Below are 18,013 nucleotides of genomic sequence, written 5' to 3' on the forward strand. Positions count from 1 at the left end.
CTACTCGTTGTACAGCGCATAGCTGTCCATGCGGCCGACCCGACGCACGGCCGCCTTGACGTCGGCACGCTGCACGAACTGCTCCCAGCGGGCGTGCGTTTCAAGCTCGCCGGGCAGCAGCGGTGAGATGCTCAATTCCTGAAGCTCCAGCAATGCGTCGCCGCGCTCAAGAGGATCGGCCAGCCGGGTGGCCAGCACGGCAGCGGCCGCATCGAGACGACCATCGGCGACCAGCGCGGCCATGTAATGGGCGGTGGCATCGTCGCGGCGGGCGAACAGGGCGTCACGCGCGCGCTGCGCGGCTGCGGCGTCCTTGAGCTGCAGCGCGGCGACCAGTTCGATCAGCTGGCGGGCAGCTTCCCCGTAGGCGTTGAGGTCGCCCAGGTCCTTCACGGTCTGGCGTGCGAGCGCCGGCCGATGCAGTGAGATGTAAAGATGGGCCAGGCCGAACTGCTGGTCGGACAGGCCACTTGGCTCGGCCATGCGGACGGCCAGCATCTGGGTGTTGACGGCCGCGTCGCTCTGGCCGAGCTGGCGCTGGGCGCGGGCACGGACGTCGAGCATCCAGCCCACCGAGCGTGCCTGCGCCTCGCTCGGCTGCGTGGTGGACTTCGCTGCGACATCGGCCAGCGTCTGGGTCATGCCGATGACCTCCTGTGGCTGACCGGCAACCAGCAGGGCGTAGCTCAGCTGGACCGCCACGTCATTGATGCCGGGCGACAGCATCGTTTCCACCCGCAGCCGGTCGATATGGCGCTGTGCCGACGCCTCGGGATCGAAGCGCGACCGGCTGCGCTGCACGTAACGGTCGAAGCGCCTGTCACTGCGCAGTTTCACCAGCGCGAGGGGTTCATCCACGCGCTCCAGCGTGGCCGCGACCTTGTCCTGCTGGCCGGCGTCCAACTGGAGCGTGGCCAGGGCCACCCACAAGGATGCCGGCTCGATGCCGTCGCTCTTCCAGCCGTGGTCGAACAGGGCCTGCAGCAACGCCCGGCGCCTTGCCGGGGAATCCTTCAACGACCGGTCCAGATGCCAGACCATGTTCTTGTCGAGTTCGGCCGTGCCCTCGGTGTTGTCCAGGGCAAGGATGACATTGTCGGCAGCGGCATCGACCTGCTTGTCGCCGAGCTGATTGCCCGCCAGCGTCAGACGCGCCAATGCGTTGCGCGGATTGATCGACAGCGCGGTCTGCAGTCGTTCTTCGGCCAGTGCCTGCTGGTTCTGCTGCCCGGCCACGATGGCGGCCGATAGCCAGGTGTCGCTGCGCCGCGCGGGGTCGAGCATGGACAGGCGCGGATCGGCGAGAAGGCGCTCGAAGGCGATCAGTGCGCCCGAGGTGTCGCCGAGATGCCATTGCTCGGTGGCGGCATCCAGTGCGTCCTGGTAACCCCCGATGGCCAGGGCCGCTTCCTGGGCGACATCGACGCTGCCGTGCCCGGCCGCGTTGGCGCCGGCGATGGGCGCGGCACAGAGCGACAGCAACACGATCAAAGCAGTACCGGAACGGCAGCGCATGCGGTGTTTCCTTCCTTGGCGTAGGCGTTGATTGAAACCGGAACGACGGATCGGCACAAGCGGCGCCCATCGCGCAAGGGTTTGCAGCGCGGCGGCGAGCGATTAAGGTCGTGTCCCGAACAGGTAGCAGGCAAGGAAAGCAATGACGCGTGGACGATGGGCGATGGCGGTGCTGGTCGCCGTGCTGATGGCGGCGGCACTGGCCTGGACCTTCCTGCGCGAGCCGGCCGCGCCGACCGCGCCGCCGGGACCGGTCGCCACGGCGCTGGGCTGGACGCCGGAGATCAGCCTGCTGGCCGGCGACGGCGTGGGTGGCTGGCGCGACGGTCCGGGTGCGCAGGCACGCTTTGCCGATCCGTATGGGCTGGCCGTGGATGGACAAGGCGTGCTGTACGTGGCCGATGCCGGCGACAACAACCGCATCCGCCGCGTCTACCCGGACGGGCGCGTGGACACGCTGGCCGGGCAGGGGGAGGGCTGGCGGGATGGGCCGGCGCTGCAGGCGCAGTTCAACACGCCGTCGGCGATCGCCATCGACGCGGCGGGCACGGTGTTCGTGGCCGACACCGGCAACCATGTGATCCGCCGCATTGGCACCGACGGAACGGTGAGCACGATTGCCGGCGATGGCAGTGCCGGCTTTGCGGATGGCCCGGCGGCGCAGGCGCGCTTCAACGGACCGATGGGCGTGGCGGTGGATGCCGGCGGACGCGTGTTCGTGGCCGATACCTGGAACGACCGCATCCGCGTGATCGATCCCGATGGCCAGGTGCGCACGCTGGCCGGTGGCGACGCGCCCGGCAATGTGGACGGCGCGGGCGTGGGGGCGCGGCTGGATACACCGGTGGCACTGGCGCTGGATTCGCACGGCAACCTGCTGGTTGCCGACCTGTTCAACGGGGCGATACGGCGGCTCGCGCCGAACGGTACGGTGGATACGTTGTTGGCCCAGGGCAGCGTCATCAACGGGCCGCTGGCGCTGGCGGTCACGCATGACGACGTGGTGTACGTGAGCGATTTCGACGGCAAGGTGGTGCAGCTGTCCGCGCTTGGGCACGTGCTGGACCTTACCGGCGTGGCGTCGCAACCGCGGTTCTCGCGGCCGGGCGGGCTGGCGCTGGATGCGGAGGGCGGGCTGTACCTGTCGGATGCGGCGTCGTACCGCGTGCACCGGCTGCGCGCGCTGGCTGCCGGTGCCGTGCCGCCACCGGCGCTGGTCGGCCCCGCGCCCGATGCCGCGCTGCCCGATACCGGTGGGCGCTGGCCGCTTGCCCCGCAGCTGGGCTGGCATGAAGTGGTTGGCACGTTGGGCGAAGTGCGCGGCACCTTCAGTGGCGAGAGCCGCCACCACCTGCATGACGGCTTCGATATCCGTGGCGATGTGGGGCAGACGGTGCTGGCGATTGCCGATGGCAAGGTCAGCAGCCCGCTCCCCAGCTGGTCGCTCGGCGGGCAGGCCGAAGGACTGTCGCTGGATCGCTTGCGCTACATCCATATGAAGGTAGGCCGCGATGCGGGCGACCGCGCGTTCGATACGCGCTGGCCGCAGCTGCGGGACCTGGATGGCAAGCTGGAGCGCGTGCGGGTGCGTCGTGGCACGCGCTTCAAGGCCGGTGAACCGCTGGGCAGCATCAACCGCATGGCGCACGTGCACCTGAGCGTGGGTGCCGGCGGCTTCCAGCGCAACGCGGTGGCGCTGGGCTTCGTGGGATATGCCGATACGTTCGCGCCGCGCATCACCGAGGTGGCGCTGCTGGATGATGCGGACCATCCCATGACGCCAGGGGCAGACGGTCGCGTGGCGGTGCCGCGGCAGGGCCCGGGCGTGCAGATCGTGGTGGAGGCGTGGGACCAGGTGGACCGCAACCTGCCACGCCGCCGCCTGGGTGCGTACCAGGTGGGGTACCAGATCCTGGATGCGGCGGGCACGCCGCTGACGGGCTATGAGCAGCCGCGCTTCAACATCGTGTTCAACCGGATGCCGCGCGAGAACAGCGCCACGGTGGTGGCGTATGCGCCGGACAGCGGCATCACGGTGCATGGCAGCGCGGTGACGCGCTTCCGCTACCTGGCGACCAATACGGTGCGCGATGGGCGGGTGGACACCGGGCGCTGGCAGCCGGATGCGTTGCCGGCAGGGGACTACATCATCCGCGCCAGTGTGCGCGATTACAGCGGGAACGAGGGGGTGGGGGTGCGCGAGTTGAAGGTCACCTTGTTGCCTTGATGGCTCGAGCTACACCCGCCCCTACGCGCCGACGCGCTGGCGCTCGGCGTCCATGTCGGCCAGTGGGCGCACTTCGATGCTGCCGTAGCGGGACCACGGGAACCCTTGGGCGATGCGCATGGCCTCGTCGTGGTCGGCCGCGTTGATGAGGTTGAAGCCGGCGAGAAGCTCGCGGGTCTCGGCGAACGGGCCGTCGGTGATGCGGGCCTGCGACTGGCGCGTGCGCAAGGTGCGTGCCTGGGTGACCGGCTCCAGCTGCTGGGCGATGACCAATGTGCCTTGCGCCTGCAGTGCGTCGGCGTGCTGCAGGCAGCCGCGCATCAGCGTGTCGTATTCGTCGGCCGGCAGGGCCTGCAGCAGGCCTTCGTCGATGTAGATGAGCAGCAGGAATTGCATGGCCGTTCCAGCGGGGGCGGGGGTCGCCATGATGCCCCAGCCCGCGCGACGGGGCTGTTGCAGTGCAGCGTCGCGTGCCTGTTCAGGCCGTTCTTGCCAACCGATGTCGGCATCGGAAAATTTTTTGGCAGGCGTGTCGATTTCCATTCCACTGGCGCGTCGTAACCAGTGAAGGGCCCGGCAACCGGGTCCGTGGACAGGACATGCCGATGAAAGTCATGGTGATCGTGAAGGCTACCGAGGCCACCGAGGCGGGGCAGTTGCCCACCGAGGCGCAGTTCAGGGACATGGGGGCCTTCAATGAGCAGCTGGTGCAGGCCGGCATCATGCTGGCGGGCGATGGGTTGCGGCCCAGCCGGCATGGCCGGCGGGTCGCCTATACCGGCGCGGCACCGCAGGTGATGGATGGCCCGTTCGCCGAAACCCGCGAGCTGGTGGCCGGGTTCTGGCTGTGGCAGGTGCGTTCGCTGGATGAGGCCACCGAATGGCTCAAGCGCGCCCCGTTCCTTCCGGGCGACGTGGTGGAGATCCGTCCGTTCTACACCGTGGACGATTATGGCGATGCCCTCACGCCCGAATTACGTGCGCGGGAACAACGTCTGCGCGACCAGATCGGCCAGGCCGACTGACTCTTTGATCACACCCCTGGAGAATTCCATGAAACTGATTCCCTTCCTGAGCTTCAGCGGCCAGACCCACGAGGCCATGGCGTTCTACGCCGGCGTGCTGGGCGGCACCGTCACCTCGGAAACGAAGTACAGCGACATGCCACCCAGCGAGGGCATGGAGGGTTGCGGTGACAACCCCGGCCCGGCCGATCCGAACCTGATCGCGCACAGCCAGGTGGAAGTGGGCAGCGCGATCCTGATGGCGGCCGATGGCCCGCCGTCTCCGGGTCAGGGCAGCACCACCATCAACATCGACGTGGAGACCGAGGAAGAGGCCGAACGCGTATTCAAGGCGCTGTCCGAAGGCGGCAAGGTGACGTTCCCGATCGGCGAGACGTCCTGGGCCAAGCGCTGGGGCATGCTTGAAGACCGCTACGGCAAGCCGTGGATGGTCAACTGCATGAAGCCCTATTGAGCACAGGAACCCCATCATGTCCGATACGCCCCAGATGATCTTCGTGAACCTGCCCGTCCGCGACCTGGACAGGAGCAAGGCGTTCTTCACCGCGCTCGGGTTCGCCCCCAACCTGACCTACACCGATGACAAGGCCGCGTCCTTCAACATCAGCGAGACCATCATGCTGATGCTGCTGCTGGAACCGTTCTTCGCCACGTTCATCAACCGGCCCATCGGCGACGCACGCAGGCAGGCGCAGGTGATCCTCGCGCTGTCCTCGCCCAGCCGCGCCGCGGTGGACGCCACCCTGGAGAAGGTCCTGGCGGCCGGCGGCAGCGAGCCGACGCCGGCCCGCGATTACGGCTTCATGTACCAGCGCAGCTTCGAAGACCCGGACGGGCATCTCTGGGAAGTGGCACACATGGACGGCGAACCGACGTAGTGCCGGCCGCTGGCCGGCAACCAAGGGCGGTCAACCGCCGCCCAGGACCGTACCGCCGCTTGTGCGGCGCGGTCACGGATGCTCTCATTCACCGCATGGATGCCGCGCTGACGCAACGACTGGAGACCCTCTGGCGCATGGAGTCGCCGGTCCTGATCGCACGCCTGGCGCGGATGCTGGGCGGCGATGTCGGGCGTGCCGAAGAACTGGCCCAGGACACCTGGCTGGCCGCGCTGGAGCGCTGGCCACAGCAGGGCGTTCCGGACAATCCGGGAGCGTGGTTGATGACCACTGCGCGCAATCGTGCCATCGATGTGCTGCGCCAGCACCAGCGGGTGACCGGCCAGCATGCGCAGTGGGGCAGCGAACTGGAACCGCAACCGCTGCCGTTGCCCGACGACAGCGATGCGTTGCAGGACGACATCGGCGATGACCTGCTGCGGCTCATGTTCGTGGCCTGCCACCCGGTGCTGTCGGCCGATGCGCGGGTGGCCCTCACCCTGCGCCTGCTGGGAGGGCTGAGCACCGACGAGATCGCCCGCGCGTTCCTGCAGCCGGAGCCCACCATCGCCCAGCGCATCGTGCGTGCCAAGCGCACCCTGGCAGCGAAGCAGGTGCCGTTCGAGGTGCCACGCCAGGCGGCACTGCCCGAGCGGCTGGGCTCGGTGCTGGCGGTGGTCTACCTGATCTTCAATGAAGGCTATGCGGCCAGCAGTGGGGATGACTGGATGCGCCCGGCGCTGTGCGAGGAGGCATTGCGGCTGGGCCGGGTCCTGCAGCAGCGTCTCCCCGCATGGCCGCAGGTACACGGGCTGCTTGCGCTGATGGAACTGCAGGCCTCGCGCGCGGCCGCGCGGGTGGACGCGCAGGGCAACCCGATCCTGCTGCCCGAGCAGGACCGCACGCGCTGGGACCACCTGCAGGTGGCGCGCGGCCAGGCGGCGCTGCAACAGGCCGTGGCGCTGGGCGGCAGCGATGATGGCTACGTGTTGCAGGCGGCCATTGCCGACTGCCATGCCAGTGCGCGGCGCGCGGAAGACACCGACTGGGAACGCATGGCCGGGCTGTATGCACGGCTGGCGATGGTGCAGTCCTCGCCGGTGGTGGAACTCAACCGTGCGGTGGCGGTGTCGCGTGCGGAAGGTGCGGCGGTGGCATGGCCGCTGGTGGAGCAGTTGGCCGACGATGCCCGGCTGCGGGACTACGCGCCGCTGGCTGCGGTGCAGGGCGACCTGTTGTCGCAGTTGGGGCGGCACGCCGAAGCTGCCGAGGCTTTCGCACGCGCCGCGCGGCTGACCTCCAACCCCCGGGAACGGCTGCTGCTGCGGGCGCGCGCCGGGATGAAGTGACGCTTTTGACTTGATTGAGTCGCAATCAGGGTCTATTGTGGCGCATTCATAAAAGTGACTCGGCGTCCGCCGGCGTCCAGCCAAGAAGGAACGGGGAACGATGTTTTCAGGGAAGAAGCCCGCGCGTGGAGCGTGGCTGTTGCTGTGCGCGTTTGTGTTCGCCGGTACTGCCGCCTTCGCCGGTACCGCACAGGCCGCCGACAAGTCGCAGCAGGCCTATTGGGCCGGTTTTGCCTACACCGCTGACCAGAGCGCAGCGGAAGCCAGCACCCCGCGTGCGGCCGCCGTGCTGAAAAGCCGCGGCTTGGCCCCGCTCAACCAGGCCCTGTGGGCACGCCTGAAGGCGCAGCCCCCGGCCAGCCTGCAGCTGATCGATCAGCCGCTGGCCATGCTCGATGGCACCACCAGCGCCACGGTGCTGGCCACCGCCCTGGACCGCGAGCTGGTCTCGGTGGAGCCGATCGGCGGCCAGTACAAGTTGCTGGTGGAAGTGGCGTTGCAGGCGCTGTTCTTCGATTTCCGCGAACGCCAGGTGGTGGCGTCCTACCCGATCACGCTGCAGCGCATCGACGTGATGGAGTACCTGCCGGACGACGACGATATCGACGCGATCGTTGCCGACCTGCTCTATGGCAAGGCCGCTACCGGCCTGCCGCAGGTGCTGGCCGATACGCTGGCCAAGGCGCAGCTGCCGGCTGCGTCGACCCGCCGCCTGCAGGTGGGCGAGGTGACCCTGTCCGATGCCGTGCAGGCCAAACTGCCTGACGAGGTGGATGCGAAGGTGCTGCGCGCCACGCTGGCCCATGAACTGTCCAAGACGCTGTCGTCCAACACCGGGATCGGCCTGCTGCCGCCGGCCAGCGGCCAGGCGATCGGCGGGGCGATGGCCGCGCGCTTTGCCGACGGCAAGGTCTACCAGCTGAAGATTCCCGAGCCGGACTACGTGGTGAAGCTGCGCCTGGATGCGCTGAAGAACGGCGTGATCAATGAAACCCCGGCCATGAAGACGATGCTGTTCGGCGCGTTCTTCCAGGCCACGGTGGTGGAGCCGTTCTCGGGCAAGGTGTTCTTCGACCAGCCGCTGCGCAAGGGCGCCACCAAGGTGGTCCCGGCGACGCAGTGGCATGTGGACCAGTGGTCGGCGAGCTACGAAACCGTGCTGGCCGGGCTGGACGCCTTCGCCGGCGCCGCCGCCAAGCGTGCCGATTCGCGCGCCTGGCTGGACGAACAGAAGCCCGGCGGCAAGCCGCTGCAGCAACAGACCCAAGCCCTCCAGGAGTTGATCAAGTCATGCCGTTGATTCGTGCCGTACTGCTGATTCTCATTGCACTGATGGTTACCGCGCCCGTGGCGGCGCAGACCGCCAGCTCCCGCGGCACCGGTTCGGCCAGCTATGGCCTGCGCCTGAGTGCCGACACCCGCGCCCAGGCCCTGAACAAGGCCAAGGTCAATGCACTGGAGGCGTACATCGCCGAATCCGGTGCGGCCAAGCTGCGCCTGTTCGAGGCGCGCCGCGCCGAGTTCATTGGCGAGATCGACCGCTACGTGCTGTCGGCGGTGCCGCTGTCGGACACCGAAGACAAGAAGGCCAAGACCTACACCGTCAGCGTCCGCGCCGAAATCAACACCACGCTGCTGCAGACCAAGCTGGACGCCGGTTCGGCCACGGCCGGTGCGCGCAGCAACGAGCGTTCGCTGCTGACCTTCCTGTTCATGGCGCGCTCGCAGGACACCGTGCAGTCGTTCCAGGACAAGGAATACCGCCGCGTCGACGCCAGCCAGAGCTATGACGAGAAGACCCGCGAAGGCGACAGCTTCCGTGGCAACTCGGTGAGCACCAACGGCAGCATCAACCAGAACGCGTCGGTGTCGGTCACCTCCGGTGGCAGCACCACCGCGCGCAGTGACAACATCAGCTGGAAGGTTGCCAACGCCAATGAAGTGAACACCGCCATGACCGGCGCCTTCAGCGCGGCCGGCTATGAAGTGGTGGAAGCGGAATACGTGGAAGGCGAGTCGCGCGGCCTGCTCAGCATCGAGCGCATCCGCAAGGACTTCAGCACCGGCAACGATCTGTCGCCGGCCACCCTGCGCGACACCGCCAACGGCATCAAGGCCGCCAACATTCCGTACCTGGCGGTTGGCACGCTGGACGTGGGCATGCGCGACCGTGATCCGGTCAGCGGCAACACCCGCGTGTTCGTCACCGTCACCGGCAAGGTGCTGGACGTGAGCGGCCGCTTCCCGAAGACGGTGTCGTCGGTGGGTCCGGTGCAGTTCTCCGGCACCGGTCCGAACGAGACCGTGGCCCGCACCAACGCGCTGCAGATCGCGGCCGAAAAGGGTGCGCAGCAGATGATCAACGAATTGAACGTCAAGGCCGTGCGTTAAGCGCACGACCGTCATGCGTACCGGCCAACGGTCGGTACCTACCGTTTTTTCTACAAGGAATCACATCATGATCCGCAAGACCCTCATCGCACTGGCCATCGCCACCACCTTCGCCGCGCCCGCCCAGGCGCAGTTCGGCAAGCTGAAGGACCTGGCCGGTGGCGGCAACAGCGCCTCGGCCGCGTCGGCCGGTGCCCCGGACGAAGCCGCGCAGGAAGCGCTGGTGCGTCGTTTCGTGTCCTCGCAGTCGCATTCGCTGGACGCGCAGTCCTCGTTCGCCAAGGCCTTCGGCCTGGCCGAGCAGGTGCAGCTGCTGGAAGCCGAGCGCCAGGCGCTGTCGTCGGGTTCGGTCAGCGTCGATGCCATGAAGAAGTCGGTGTCGGTCAGCGAAGCCGCCCAGGCAGCGATCGATGAGCGCGTGGCGGCCAAGCCGGAGCTCAGCGCCGAGTCCAAGCAGCATTACTCCCAGGGCCTGATCGCGCTGGTCGCGTCGGCTGCCGAAGGCCAGAAGCTGAGCGGTGAAGCCAGCAACTTCGCCAGCGGCATGAAGAACCTGAGCGGCACGCAGCTGGCCACCGTCGGCCGCAAGCTGGCGGCCGGTGCATGGGTTGCCAAGGAATCGCCGGGCTACCTGAAGGGTCTGTACTCCTCGTCGAAGGCGGCGCTGACCTTCGCCCGCGCCAGCAAGATCAAGGTGCCGGGCAACGCCGAGTCGATGCTCGACAGCCTGTAATCGACAAGGAACGCCACGCATGCAGACCTCATACCGACTGTTGAGCCTGGCCCTCACCGTGACCCTGCTTGCCGCCTGCGGCAAGCAGGAGGCACCGGTTGAGGCAGCCGCCCCCAAGGCCGAATCGAAGCTGGAAGCACCGGCGGCGGACCAACCGCTGCGCGGCGCGCCGGATTTCGGCGGCACCACCAAGGTGGCGCGCGAGGCCGACGGCATCGGCAGTACGCCGGAGCTGGCGGTGCTGGCAGCGCTGCAGTCGGCAGTGGCACAGGTCAATGGCGTGCGCGTGGCCAGCCAGATGCAGAGCCTGCGTGCAGGCCTGCATGTGGACGTGGATGGGGAACACGTCGGCGATATCCGCGCCGACGCGTTCGCCCAGCAGATGATTGCCGCGTCGCAGGGCGCGGTGCTGGGTTACGAGATCCTCTCGCAGGAAGAAGTGAACCAGCTGGATGAGGAAGTGATTGCCCGCGTGCGCGCCAGCGACGCCGGCTACAGTTATTCGGCGTCTGCCTCGGCCAGTGGCTCGGCGCAGGCGCAGGCCGAGGCTTCCGGTGGCGGTGGTTCCGCATCGGCCAGCATCAAGGAAAGCTACAAGGAACAGGCCAGCGTGGACGCCAAGCGCGGCGCGCAGTCGTTCGAATCCGATGTCAACCGCCGTACGATGCGCAGCTACTGGAAGGTGCGCGTGCGCGCCGAGATTGCCAAGTACCGCGCGCCGGACGAGCAGGGCCGCCCGAAGATCGTGGTGGCCCAGCCGCACGTGCGCAGTGGCACCTACGCGGTGGGCGATGGCCGCGTGGCCAGCGATGACGTGGCCGCGGCGATCCGCGCGCGCCTGAACGACACGCTGACCCAGACCAAGCGGTTCATCGTGCTCGACCGCGAGTTCGGCGAGGAGATGCAGGCCGAGATCGACCACATCAACAGCGGCAACGTGCGCCTGCAGGACACCGCGCGGCTGGGCCAGCAGCTGGCCACCGACCTGATCCTGATTCCCACCATCGAGCGTTTCGAATACCCGCGCAGCGTGCGCAACCTGCGCATGTCCGACCGCCAGGTGACCTCGTACTCGGGCGGCGGGCGCATCACCCTGCGCCTGATCAACGCGGCCACCGGTGAGGTGGTGATGTCCGACAGTTTCGATCACCAGCTGGCCTCCACCGGCCCGAGCACGCTGCCGCGCACGGTGGATGGCAAAGGCATGGCGGCGGCGATGATGGATTCGCTGTCGGGCCAGATCGGCACCGCGATCATCACCGGTATCTTCCCGGTGTCGGTGGTGTCGATGACCGGCGACCAGGTGGTGCTGAGCCAGGGCGGTGAGTCGCTCAAGGCCGGGCAGCGCTGGCAGGCGGTGATGCTGGGTGAGGAACTGAAGGACCCGCAGACCGGCCGTTCGCTGGGCCGCAATGAAACCCCGTGCTGCACGATCCGCGTGGACCGTGTGGCCGCGCAGACCTCCTACGGCACCATCGAAGGCGGCGCGGACCTGGGCGGGGCGAACTTCAAGCCGGGCTCGATCGAGCTGCGGCAGTTGGCGGGTGCGGTGAAGCCGGCGGCTGCGGCAACCGGCAGCACCGGCGCCGCCAAGCCGAAGCCGGCGCGTGCGGCGGCGGCCAAGCCTGCCGCGCCTGCGGAAGATCCGAACTGGTGATGTGACGAGCGCTCACGACCAACGGTCGTGAGCTACCGGGGAATCGCGCAGCCACCCGCTGTGGCCGCGTACCGCCGGTAGGGCAAGGTAGTACCGCCGGGAGGGCGCGACCGTGGGTCGTGCCGGAGCGCCGCAGTCGGCGCACGCCGGGAATGGGTATCATCGGGTGATGATGTCCCTGCCCTGGAGAGAGCAATGAAGCGAGTGGTATTGAGCGTGCTGGCACTGTCGGTGTCCAGCGCCCTGATGGCGGCGACGCCGAAATTCGATGGCGCGCGGATCTCCGCCGACGTCAAGGAACTGGCCTCCGACGCCTATGAGGGCCGCTCGCCCGCCACGGCCGGCGAAGAGAAGACCGTCGCCTTCCTCAGCAAACAGTTCGCGGCGGCCGGCCTGCAGCCGGGCGGTGACCTCAAGGACGGCAAGCGTCTGTGGACCCAGGCGGTTCCGCTGCGCAAGGGCGATATCGTCGGCACGCCGAGCCTGTCGCTGGCCAGCAAGGGCAAGCCGCAGGCCCTGAGCCAGGGCAAGGAAATCGCCGTGCGCGCCGCGATGAACGGTGCCACCGACGTGGACATCAAGAACGCACCGCTGGTCTTCCTGGGCTACGGCGTGAACGCGCCGGAGCGCAACTGGGACGACTTCAAGGGCGTGGACCTGAAGGGCAAGATCGGCGTGGTGCTGATCAACGACCCGGACTTCGAAACCGGCGAAGGCAGCTTCGACGGCAAGGGCATGACCTATTACGGCCGCTGGACCTACAAGTACGAAGAGGCGGCCCGGCAGGGGGCGCTGGGCCTGCTGATCGTGCACGAAACCGCGCCCGCCTCGTACGGCTGGGCCACGGTGGCCGGTTCCAACACCAACACCATGTTCGACGTGGTCCGCGACAATCCGGCCGAGGCGCACCCGCTGCTGGAAGGCTGGATCCAGCGTGATCTGGCGGTGGAGCTGTTCAAGCGCGCCGGGCAGGACTTCGACACGCTCAAGCAGCAGGCGCAGCGCCGCGACTTCAAGCCGGTGGAGCTGAAGGGCGAAACGCTGTCGGCCAAGTACGCAGTGAAGACCGAGGTGATCACTTCGCACAACGTCGCCGCGCGCCTGGAAGGCAGCAAGCACCCGGACGAGACCGTGGTGTACAGCGCGCACTGGGACCACATCGGCGTGGGCAAGCCGGACGCCAACGGCGACACCATCTTCAACGGCGCGCTGGACAACGCCAGCGGCACCGCGTCGCTGGTGGAACTTGCGCGTGGCTTTGCCAAGGGCAAGCGCCCGGAGCGCTCGGTGCTGTTCCTGGCCGTGACGGCCGAGGAAAAGGGCCTGCTGGGCTCGGAGTACTACGCCAGCCACCCGCTGTATCCGCTGGCCAAGACCGTCGCGGTGATCAACATGGACGGCATGGCGCCGTTCGGTCCGTCGCGCGATTTCGGCATCTACGGTTCGGCCAAGCTGGAACTGCTGGACCAGCTCAAGGACGTGGCCAAGGGGTGGGACATCCGCTACACGCCGGACCCGAAGCCGGAAGCGGGCCTGTTTTTCCGTTCCGATCACTTCCCGTTCGCCAAGCGCGGCGTGCCGGCGGTGTCGTACTCGGCGGGCCAGGACTGGGTGGACGGTGGCGTGGCGGCCGGCAAGCAGGCGTCGGATGACTACACTGCCAAGCGCTACCACCAGCAGGGCGACGAGTGGCAGCCGGACTGGACCTTCGCCGGCGCCTCGCGCGACCTGGAAGTGCTGTACACGCTGGGCAACCAGCTGGCCAACGCCCGCACCTGGCCGAACTGGAGCGACGACTCGCAGTTCCGCGGCCCGCGCGACGCATCGGCTGCTGATCGGAAGTGATCGACCCCCCCCGCCGGCACCGCCGGCGGGGGGGGCGTTGGGGAAGGTTGCGGCGACGTGGTGGATGGATATCACCCGGGCTTTACGTGGGACACGCATGGCGTGTCGCTACGCTGACCCGGAAACCCGGCCGCAGCGGCGTTCCGGCCCCATCGCAGGGACACGCCATGCGTGTCCACGCCGCGCCCGACACCCCGGCGCCGTCCCGGCGCCGTTTCATCCCCGCTTTCCCGGCTTCCATCGCACGGCGCTTGTGCCCTTCCCGAGCAGGGCTATCCTCACACCATCCCATCGTGAAGACACCGCCGTGTTCGCCAGCCTTTCCCTGATTCTCCGCATTCTGCTGGCCTGGGCCGCGGCGATCGTCGTGGCCGGGTTCGTCTGGAGTGGCTTCTTCCACGGCATGGACGAGGGCCCCGGCTGGGTATTCGGCCTGCTGGCGCTGTTCCTGATGGTCACCGCGCTGGGCAGCTGCATCACCCACCTGCGCCGGGTTCAGATCATCGCCGGGCGGCTGGATGCCGCCACCCTGTCCAGCCGCCAGCGCCGCCAGATCGAGCTGCCGATGGACGCCGGCGCGGCCTTCAGCCTGGTCGAACGGGCGGTCAAGGAGCTGCCCCGCGTGGAAGACATCGAGAGCGCCGCCGGCAGCCTGCAGGTGCGCGCCTATGTGCGCCGTGTGGACCCCTACAACGGGCGCCCGCCGTCGCGCTGGAACCTGCCGGCGCGGCTGGCGATCAAGCGCAACAGCGTGCTGGCCACGGTCACGCCGGGGCAGGGCACCAGCAGCGTGACCCTGGTGTTCGAGCCCGATGCCGGCATCTGGGCCGACCTGCTGGCAGTGGATGAAGGCAGCAACTACGAAAACGCCGAAGCGGTCAGCCGGGCGATCACCCGCCGCGTGGCCGAACAGCGCCGCGATGAACAGGCCGCGGCCGAACAGACCGCGATCGAGAAGGAACTGTCGGTGGCGCGGTTGAACCTGCTGCACGCCCAGGTCGAACCGCACTTCCTCTACAACACGCTGGCCAATGCACAGGTGTTGACGCGCACCGACCCGCCGCGCGCCGACCAGATGCTGGGGCACCTGATCCAGTACCTGCGCAGTTCGCTGCCCAGCGTGGACGAATCGATGTCCTCCCTGGGGGTCGAACTCGACCGCACGAAGGCCTATCTGGAAATCCTCAAGATCCGCATGGGCGCGCGGCTGTCGCTGCAGGTCGATGTGCCACCGGCGCTCGACACGTTGCCGCTGCCGTCGATGGCGCTGCAGACGCTGGTGGAGAACGCCATCAAGCACGGCCTGGAGCCCAAGCCCGGCGGTGGCACGGTGTGGATCATCGCGCGCGCGTTCGATGACCATGTCACCCTCACCGTGGCCGACGATGGGCTGGGCTTTGGCCAGGGCAGCAGCGGTACCGGGATCGGCCTGAAGAACCTGCGCGAACGCCTGCGCCTGACCTGCGGCGACCGCGCCGGGGTGGCGATCGTGTCCAATTTCCCCAGCGGCGTGGCGGCGACGATCACCCTGCCGCGCGACGCACGCGAGGCGATCCATGCAGCTTGATGCCCTCATTGCCGAAGACGAAGACCTGCTGCGCCAGTCGCTGGTGGCCCAGCTGCAGCGGCTGTGGCCGGAACTGCGGCTGGTGGCCGAATGCGAGGATGGTGCCAGCGCGCTGGAGCGGCTGGCCGAGCTGAAGCCCGACCTGGCGCTGCTGGATATCCGCATGCCGGGCATCAGCGGCATCGACGTTGCCCGCGCACTGCCTGACATCAGCCCGCGCACGCAGGTGGTGTTCGTGACCGCCTACGACCAGTACGCCATCGACGCGTTCGAGCAGGGCGCGATCGACTACCTGCTCAAGCCGGTCAGTGACGAACGGCTGCTGGCCACGCGCGAACGCATCCTGGCGCGCATGCAGGTGGGGCGGCCGGACAACGCGATGCTGGAGCAGCTGCTGCAGCGCCTGGGCCAGTCGCCCGCCGCACATTCGACAGCGCCGCCGCTGGCGTGGATCACCGCCAGCAACGGCCGCGATACGCAGCTGATCATGCTGGAGGACGTGGTCTATTTCCGTGCGGACAGCAAGTACACCACGGTGGTTACCGAGCAGGGCGAAAGCCTGCTGCGCACGCCGCTGCGCGAACTGCTGGAGGTGCTGGACCCGCAGCGCTTCCGCCAGGTGCACCGCTCGACCATCGTCAACATGACGGCGGTGGCGGCGGTGACCCGCGATGATACCGGGCGTGGCCAGCTGCGCCTGAAGCAGCGGCCCGAAGTGCTCAGCGTGAGCCAGCCGTTCATGAGCCTGTTCCGCGGCATGTAGCGCGGTGCGCTGCAAAGACAATGCCACCGTGATCGCTCACGGTGGCATTGGGACCCCCCCCTTTTCGCAGCCGGCCAGTGGCCGGCGCTACCCTAGAAGGCGGGCTGCAGATGCAGGTTGTGGCCGCTGTTCTGCTCGCCAACATGGTTGAGCTGGCCGACCAGTTCGGTGTGCTGCTTCATCCGGCCGATCTCGCGCATGATGCGGATGTCTTCGTGGCGCAGCTCGCGCTTGGCGCTGACGGCCTGCTTGTAATCGAGGACTTCGGGATAGTGCTGGGCCATGTCCAGCGCTTCGGCCACGCATTCGACGCTGTCGGCGTCGGAGGTGATGCGGGCGCGGCTGTTGAAGGCCTTCATCCAGCGCTCGAAGCCGGCGGTGTGGTCGAACATGTTGGCCATGAACCAGATCACAAACAGGATCGAGACCCAGGAGCCGAAGATGATGACCACGCGGGTGAAGGTGATATGGAAGTCGTCCTTCCACAGGTAGTTGGCGATCAGGCCCAGGATCAGCAGCGAGGCCGCCTGCCAGCCGACGATGGAGGCCATGAGCCACTGGCCCTTGGCTTTGGCCAGGGTGGCCACTTCCTCGCGGATCTGCTGCTCGCTCTTGTTACGCCAATGCGCGACCTGCTTCTCGAACGGGCTGGTGTACAGCTCGTTGTCCAACAGCAGTAAACCCAACCCTTTGAACAAAGCGATCATGACGAGCTCCTTCGGGAACGTACGGCAGCGCATTTGGACGACTTGAGGCGGGTTCAGTTCTAGCACTTTCGTCGGGCTTGGCAATGGGCAGTGCGACAAAACGCCGCAGGGGTGTTTGCTGAATGGGCAAGGGCCGGAAAATTTTGCGCAATGCGACATTGAAAAGCGCCGGCAAAAGTCCAAAAACCGCCGCCTGATTTGCTGCAGACGCACAATCAACCGGAAATTGCAGCCCACAGCATGGCCGGGGTGTCGCAGATCACGCAGAATTGACGCAACCGCGCAGGATCGCGGTCCCATGTACGCCTGGAACCGCCGATGTCGTCACTGCTGCACCGCCTCACCCGTCCCGCCACCGCACCGATCCGGCGCTGGGTGCTGGGCGCCTTCCCGCGCGGCCAGAGTGGAATCGACTACGACCATCCGCTGGGCGACGCGGGCTGGTTCGGGCCCGACAGCGTGACCTGGCGGGTGCACTCGGAGTTTCCCGGCATGTTGGCCGGGGGCCTGTGCGCACTGATGCTGCAGACCCTGCATCCGCTGGCGCTGGCCGGCGTGTACGACCACTCCAACTTCCGCGACGACCTGGTGGGGCGGTTGCGCCGTACCACGGCCTTCGTGGCGTGCACCAGCTATGCCGCCTCGCACGAAGTGGATGCGCTGGTGGCGAAGGTGAAGCGCATCCACGCCCAGGTACGTGGGCAGACACCGGACGGGCAGGCATATTCGGCCGACGATCCCGCGCTGCTGACCTGGGTGCATGTGACCGAGGCCTACGGGTTCCTGCAGGGCTACCGGCGTTACTGCCGCGAGGTGCCGGAGGCGGTTGCCGACCGCTACTACGACGAGTACCGCCGGGTGGCCGAAGCACTGGGCGCAACCCGTGTGCCTGCGTCGGAAGCGGACGTGGAGGCGTACTTCGCGCGCCAGCTGCCGGTACTGCGTTTCGATGCACGCTCACGGGAGGTGCTGGCGGTGCTGTCGGGCATTCGTCTGCCGGTGCCGATGGCGGGACTGTCGCGGGAGTTGTTCCTCGGCGCCGGTGCGGCATTGCTGCCGGAGTGGGCCACGCAGATGCTGGAACGCACGCCATTGCAGCGCACCCAGGCCCGCGCCTCGGCGCGCCTGCTGCAGGGCATGTCGCCGCTGTTCCGCCGCGCGCTGCAGGACGGCGTGGCCGCCCGTGCCTTCGCGCGCGTCGGCGTGCCGACCAGCGCGCTGTTGCATTGGTGAAGTAAACGCGGCTGCCGGTGGATCCAGCGCGGGGCCGCCATGCGCTTGCCTGCGAATGTCCCTCAACCGCGGCTGCCGGTGGATCGAGCGCCGGGCCGCCTTACCCTTTCCGGCGAATGTCCC

The 18,013-nt window shown here is 67.9% G+C and carries 16 protein-coding genes; 13 read left to right on the top strand and 3 right to left on the bottom strand.

What is annotated here, in order from left to right:
• Complete coding sequence (locus RT456_RS15575; protein WP_313347949.1) at window positions 1-1,515, bottom strand: hypothetical protein; 1,515 nt, start codon at window positions 1,513-1,515, stop codon at window positions 1-3.
• A gap of 142 nt (window positions 1,516-1,657) precedes the next feature.
• Between RT456_RS15575 and RT456_RS15580 the strand changes: the two genes are divergently transcribed.
• Window positions 1,658-3,742 (top strand): NHL repeat-containing protein, encoded by a 2,085-nt coding sequence (locus RT456_RS15580; RefSeq protein WP_313347950.1) that lies wholly within the window; start codon window positions 1,658-1,660, stop codon window positions 3,740-3,742.
• Window positions 3,743-3,763: 21 nt separating this feature from the next.
• Here the strand turns inward: RT456_RS15580 and RT456_RS15585 are convergent, their stop codons facing one another.
• Window positions 3,764-4,138: a YciI family protein gene (locus tag RT456_RS15585; protein ID WP_313347951.1), complete on the bottom strand. Its 375-nt coding sequence runs from the start codon at window positions 4,136-4,138 to the stop codon at window positions 3,764-3,766.
• A 209-nt stretch (window positions 4,139-4,347) separates the two neighbouring features.
• Here RT456_RS15585 and RT456_RS15590 point away from each other — a divergent pair, with 209 nt between their 5' ends.
• From RT456_RS15590 to RT456_RS15640, 11 genes are all read left to right on the top strand, one after another.
• On the top strand, window positions 4,348-4,767 hold the full coding sequence (locus tag RT456_RS15590) for a YciI family protein (protein ID WP_313347964.1): 420 nt from the start codon (window positions 4,348-4,350) through the stop codon (window positions 4,765-4,767).
• 28 nt (window positions 4,768-4,795) lie between these two features.
• On the top strand, window positions 4,796-5,221 hold the full coding sequence (locus tag RT456_RS15595) for a VOC family protein (RefSeq protein ID WP_313347952.1): 426 nt from the start codon (window positions 4,796-4,798) through the stop codon (window positions 5,219-5,221).
• Window positions 5,222-5,234: 13 nt separating this feature from the next.
• Entirely contained in the window at window positions 5,235-5,645 is a 411-nt protein-coding gene (locus tag RT456_RS15600) for a VOC family protein (RefSeq protein ID WP_313347965.1), read from the top strand.
• Between the two features lie 95 nt (window positions 5,646-5,740).
• Entirely contained in the window at window positions 5,741-6,994 is a 1,254-nt protein-coding gene (locus RT456_RS15605; protein ID WP_313347953.1) for an RNA polymerase sigma factor, read from the top strand.
• A 100-nt stretch (window positions 6,995-7,094) separates the two neighbouring features.
• Complete coding sequence (locus RT456_RS15610) at window positions 7,095-8,294, top strand: hypothetical protein (RefSeq protein ID WP_313347954.1); 1,200 nt, start codon at window positions 7,095-7,097, stop codon at window positions 8,292-8,294.
• Window positions 8,285-9,385 carry a hypothetical protein gene (locus tag RT456_RS15615; RefSeq protein ID WP_313347955.1) on the top strand — a complete coding sequence of 367 codons (1,101 nt, stop codon included), beginning with the start codon at window positions 8,285-8,287 and terminating at the stop codon, window positions 9,383-9,385. Before RT456_RS15610 ends, RT456_RS15615 begins: the two co-directional genes overlap by 10 nt.
• A 67-nt stretch (window positions 9,386-9,452) precedes the next feature.
• A complete protein-coding gene (locus tag RT456_RS15620) occupies window positions 9,453-10,118 on the top strand; it encodes a hypothetical protein (RefSeq protein ID WP_313347956.1) in 666 nt (221 codons plus the stop codon).
• Window positions 10,119-10,137: 19 nt separating this feature from the next.
• The gene (locus RT456_RS15625) at window positions 10,138-11,775 is read left to right on the top strand and encodes a CsgG/HfaB family protein (protein ID WP_313347957.1); all 1,638 of its coding nucleotides are present in this window, start codon (window positions 10,138-10,140) and stop codon (window positions 11,773-11,775) included.
• Between the two features lie 195 nt (window positions 11,776-11,970).
• Window positions 11,971-13,620 (top strand): M28 family metallopeptidase, encoded by a 1,650-nt coding sequence (locus tag RT456_RS15630; RefSeq protein WP_313347958.1) that lies wholly within the window; start codon window positions 11,971-11,973, stop codon window positions 13,618-13,620.
• A gap of 307 nt (window positions 13,621-13,927) precedes the next feature.
• Window positions 13,928-15,187 carry a histidine kinase gene (locus tag RT456_RS15635; RefSeq protein WP_313347959.1) on the top strand — a complete coding sequence of 420 codons (1,260 nt, stop codon included), beginning with the start codon at window positions 13,928-13,930 and terminating at the stop codon, window positions 15,185-15,187.
• Window positions 15,177-15,950, top strand: coding sequence for a LytTR family DNA-binding domain-containing protein (locus RT456_RS15640; RefSeq protein WP_313347960.1), 774 nt, complete (start codon window positions 15,177-15,179; stop codon window positions 15,948-15,950). Before RT456_RS15635 ends, RT456_RS15640 begins: the two co-directional genes overlap by 11 nt.
• 92 nt (window positions 15,951-16,042) lie before the next feature.
• Here the strand turns inward: RT456_RS15640 and RT456_RS15645 are convergent, their stop codons facing one another.
• Window positions 16,043-16,657: a hypothetical protein gene (locus tag RT456_RS15645; RefSeq protein WP_313347961.1), complete on the bottom strand. Its 615-nt coding sequence runs from the start codon at window positions 16,655-16,657 to the stop codon at window positions 16,043-16,045.
• 318 nt (window positions 16,658-16,975) lie between these two features.
• On the opposite strand from RT456_RS15645, the gene RT456_RS15650 reads away from it, so the two are divergent.
• Window positions 16,976-17,890 (top strand): oxygenase MpaB family protein, encoded by a 915-nt coding sequence (locus RT456_RS15650; RefSeq protein ID WP_313347962.1) that lies wholly within the window; start codon window positions 16,976-16,978, stop codon window positions 17,888-17,890.
• Window positions 17,891-18,013 lie beyond the last annotated feature (123 nt).

Source organism: Stenotrophomonas sp. (genome assembly GCF_032099025.1).
In the GTDB taxonomy this organism is placed as follows: domain Bacteria; phylum Pseudomonadota; class Gammaproteobacteria; order Xanthomonadales; family Xanthomonadaceae; genus Stenotrophomonas.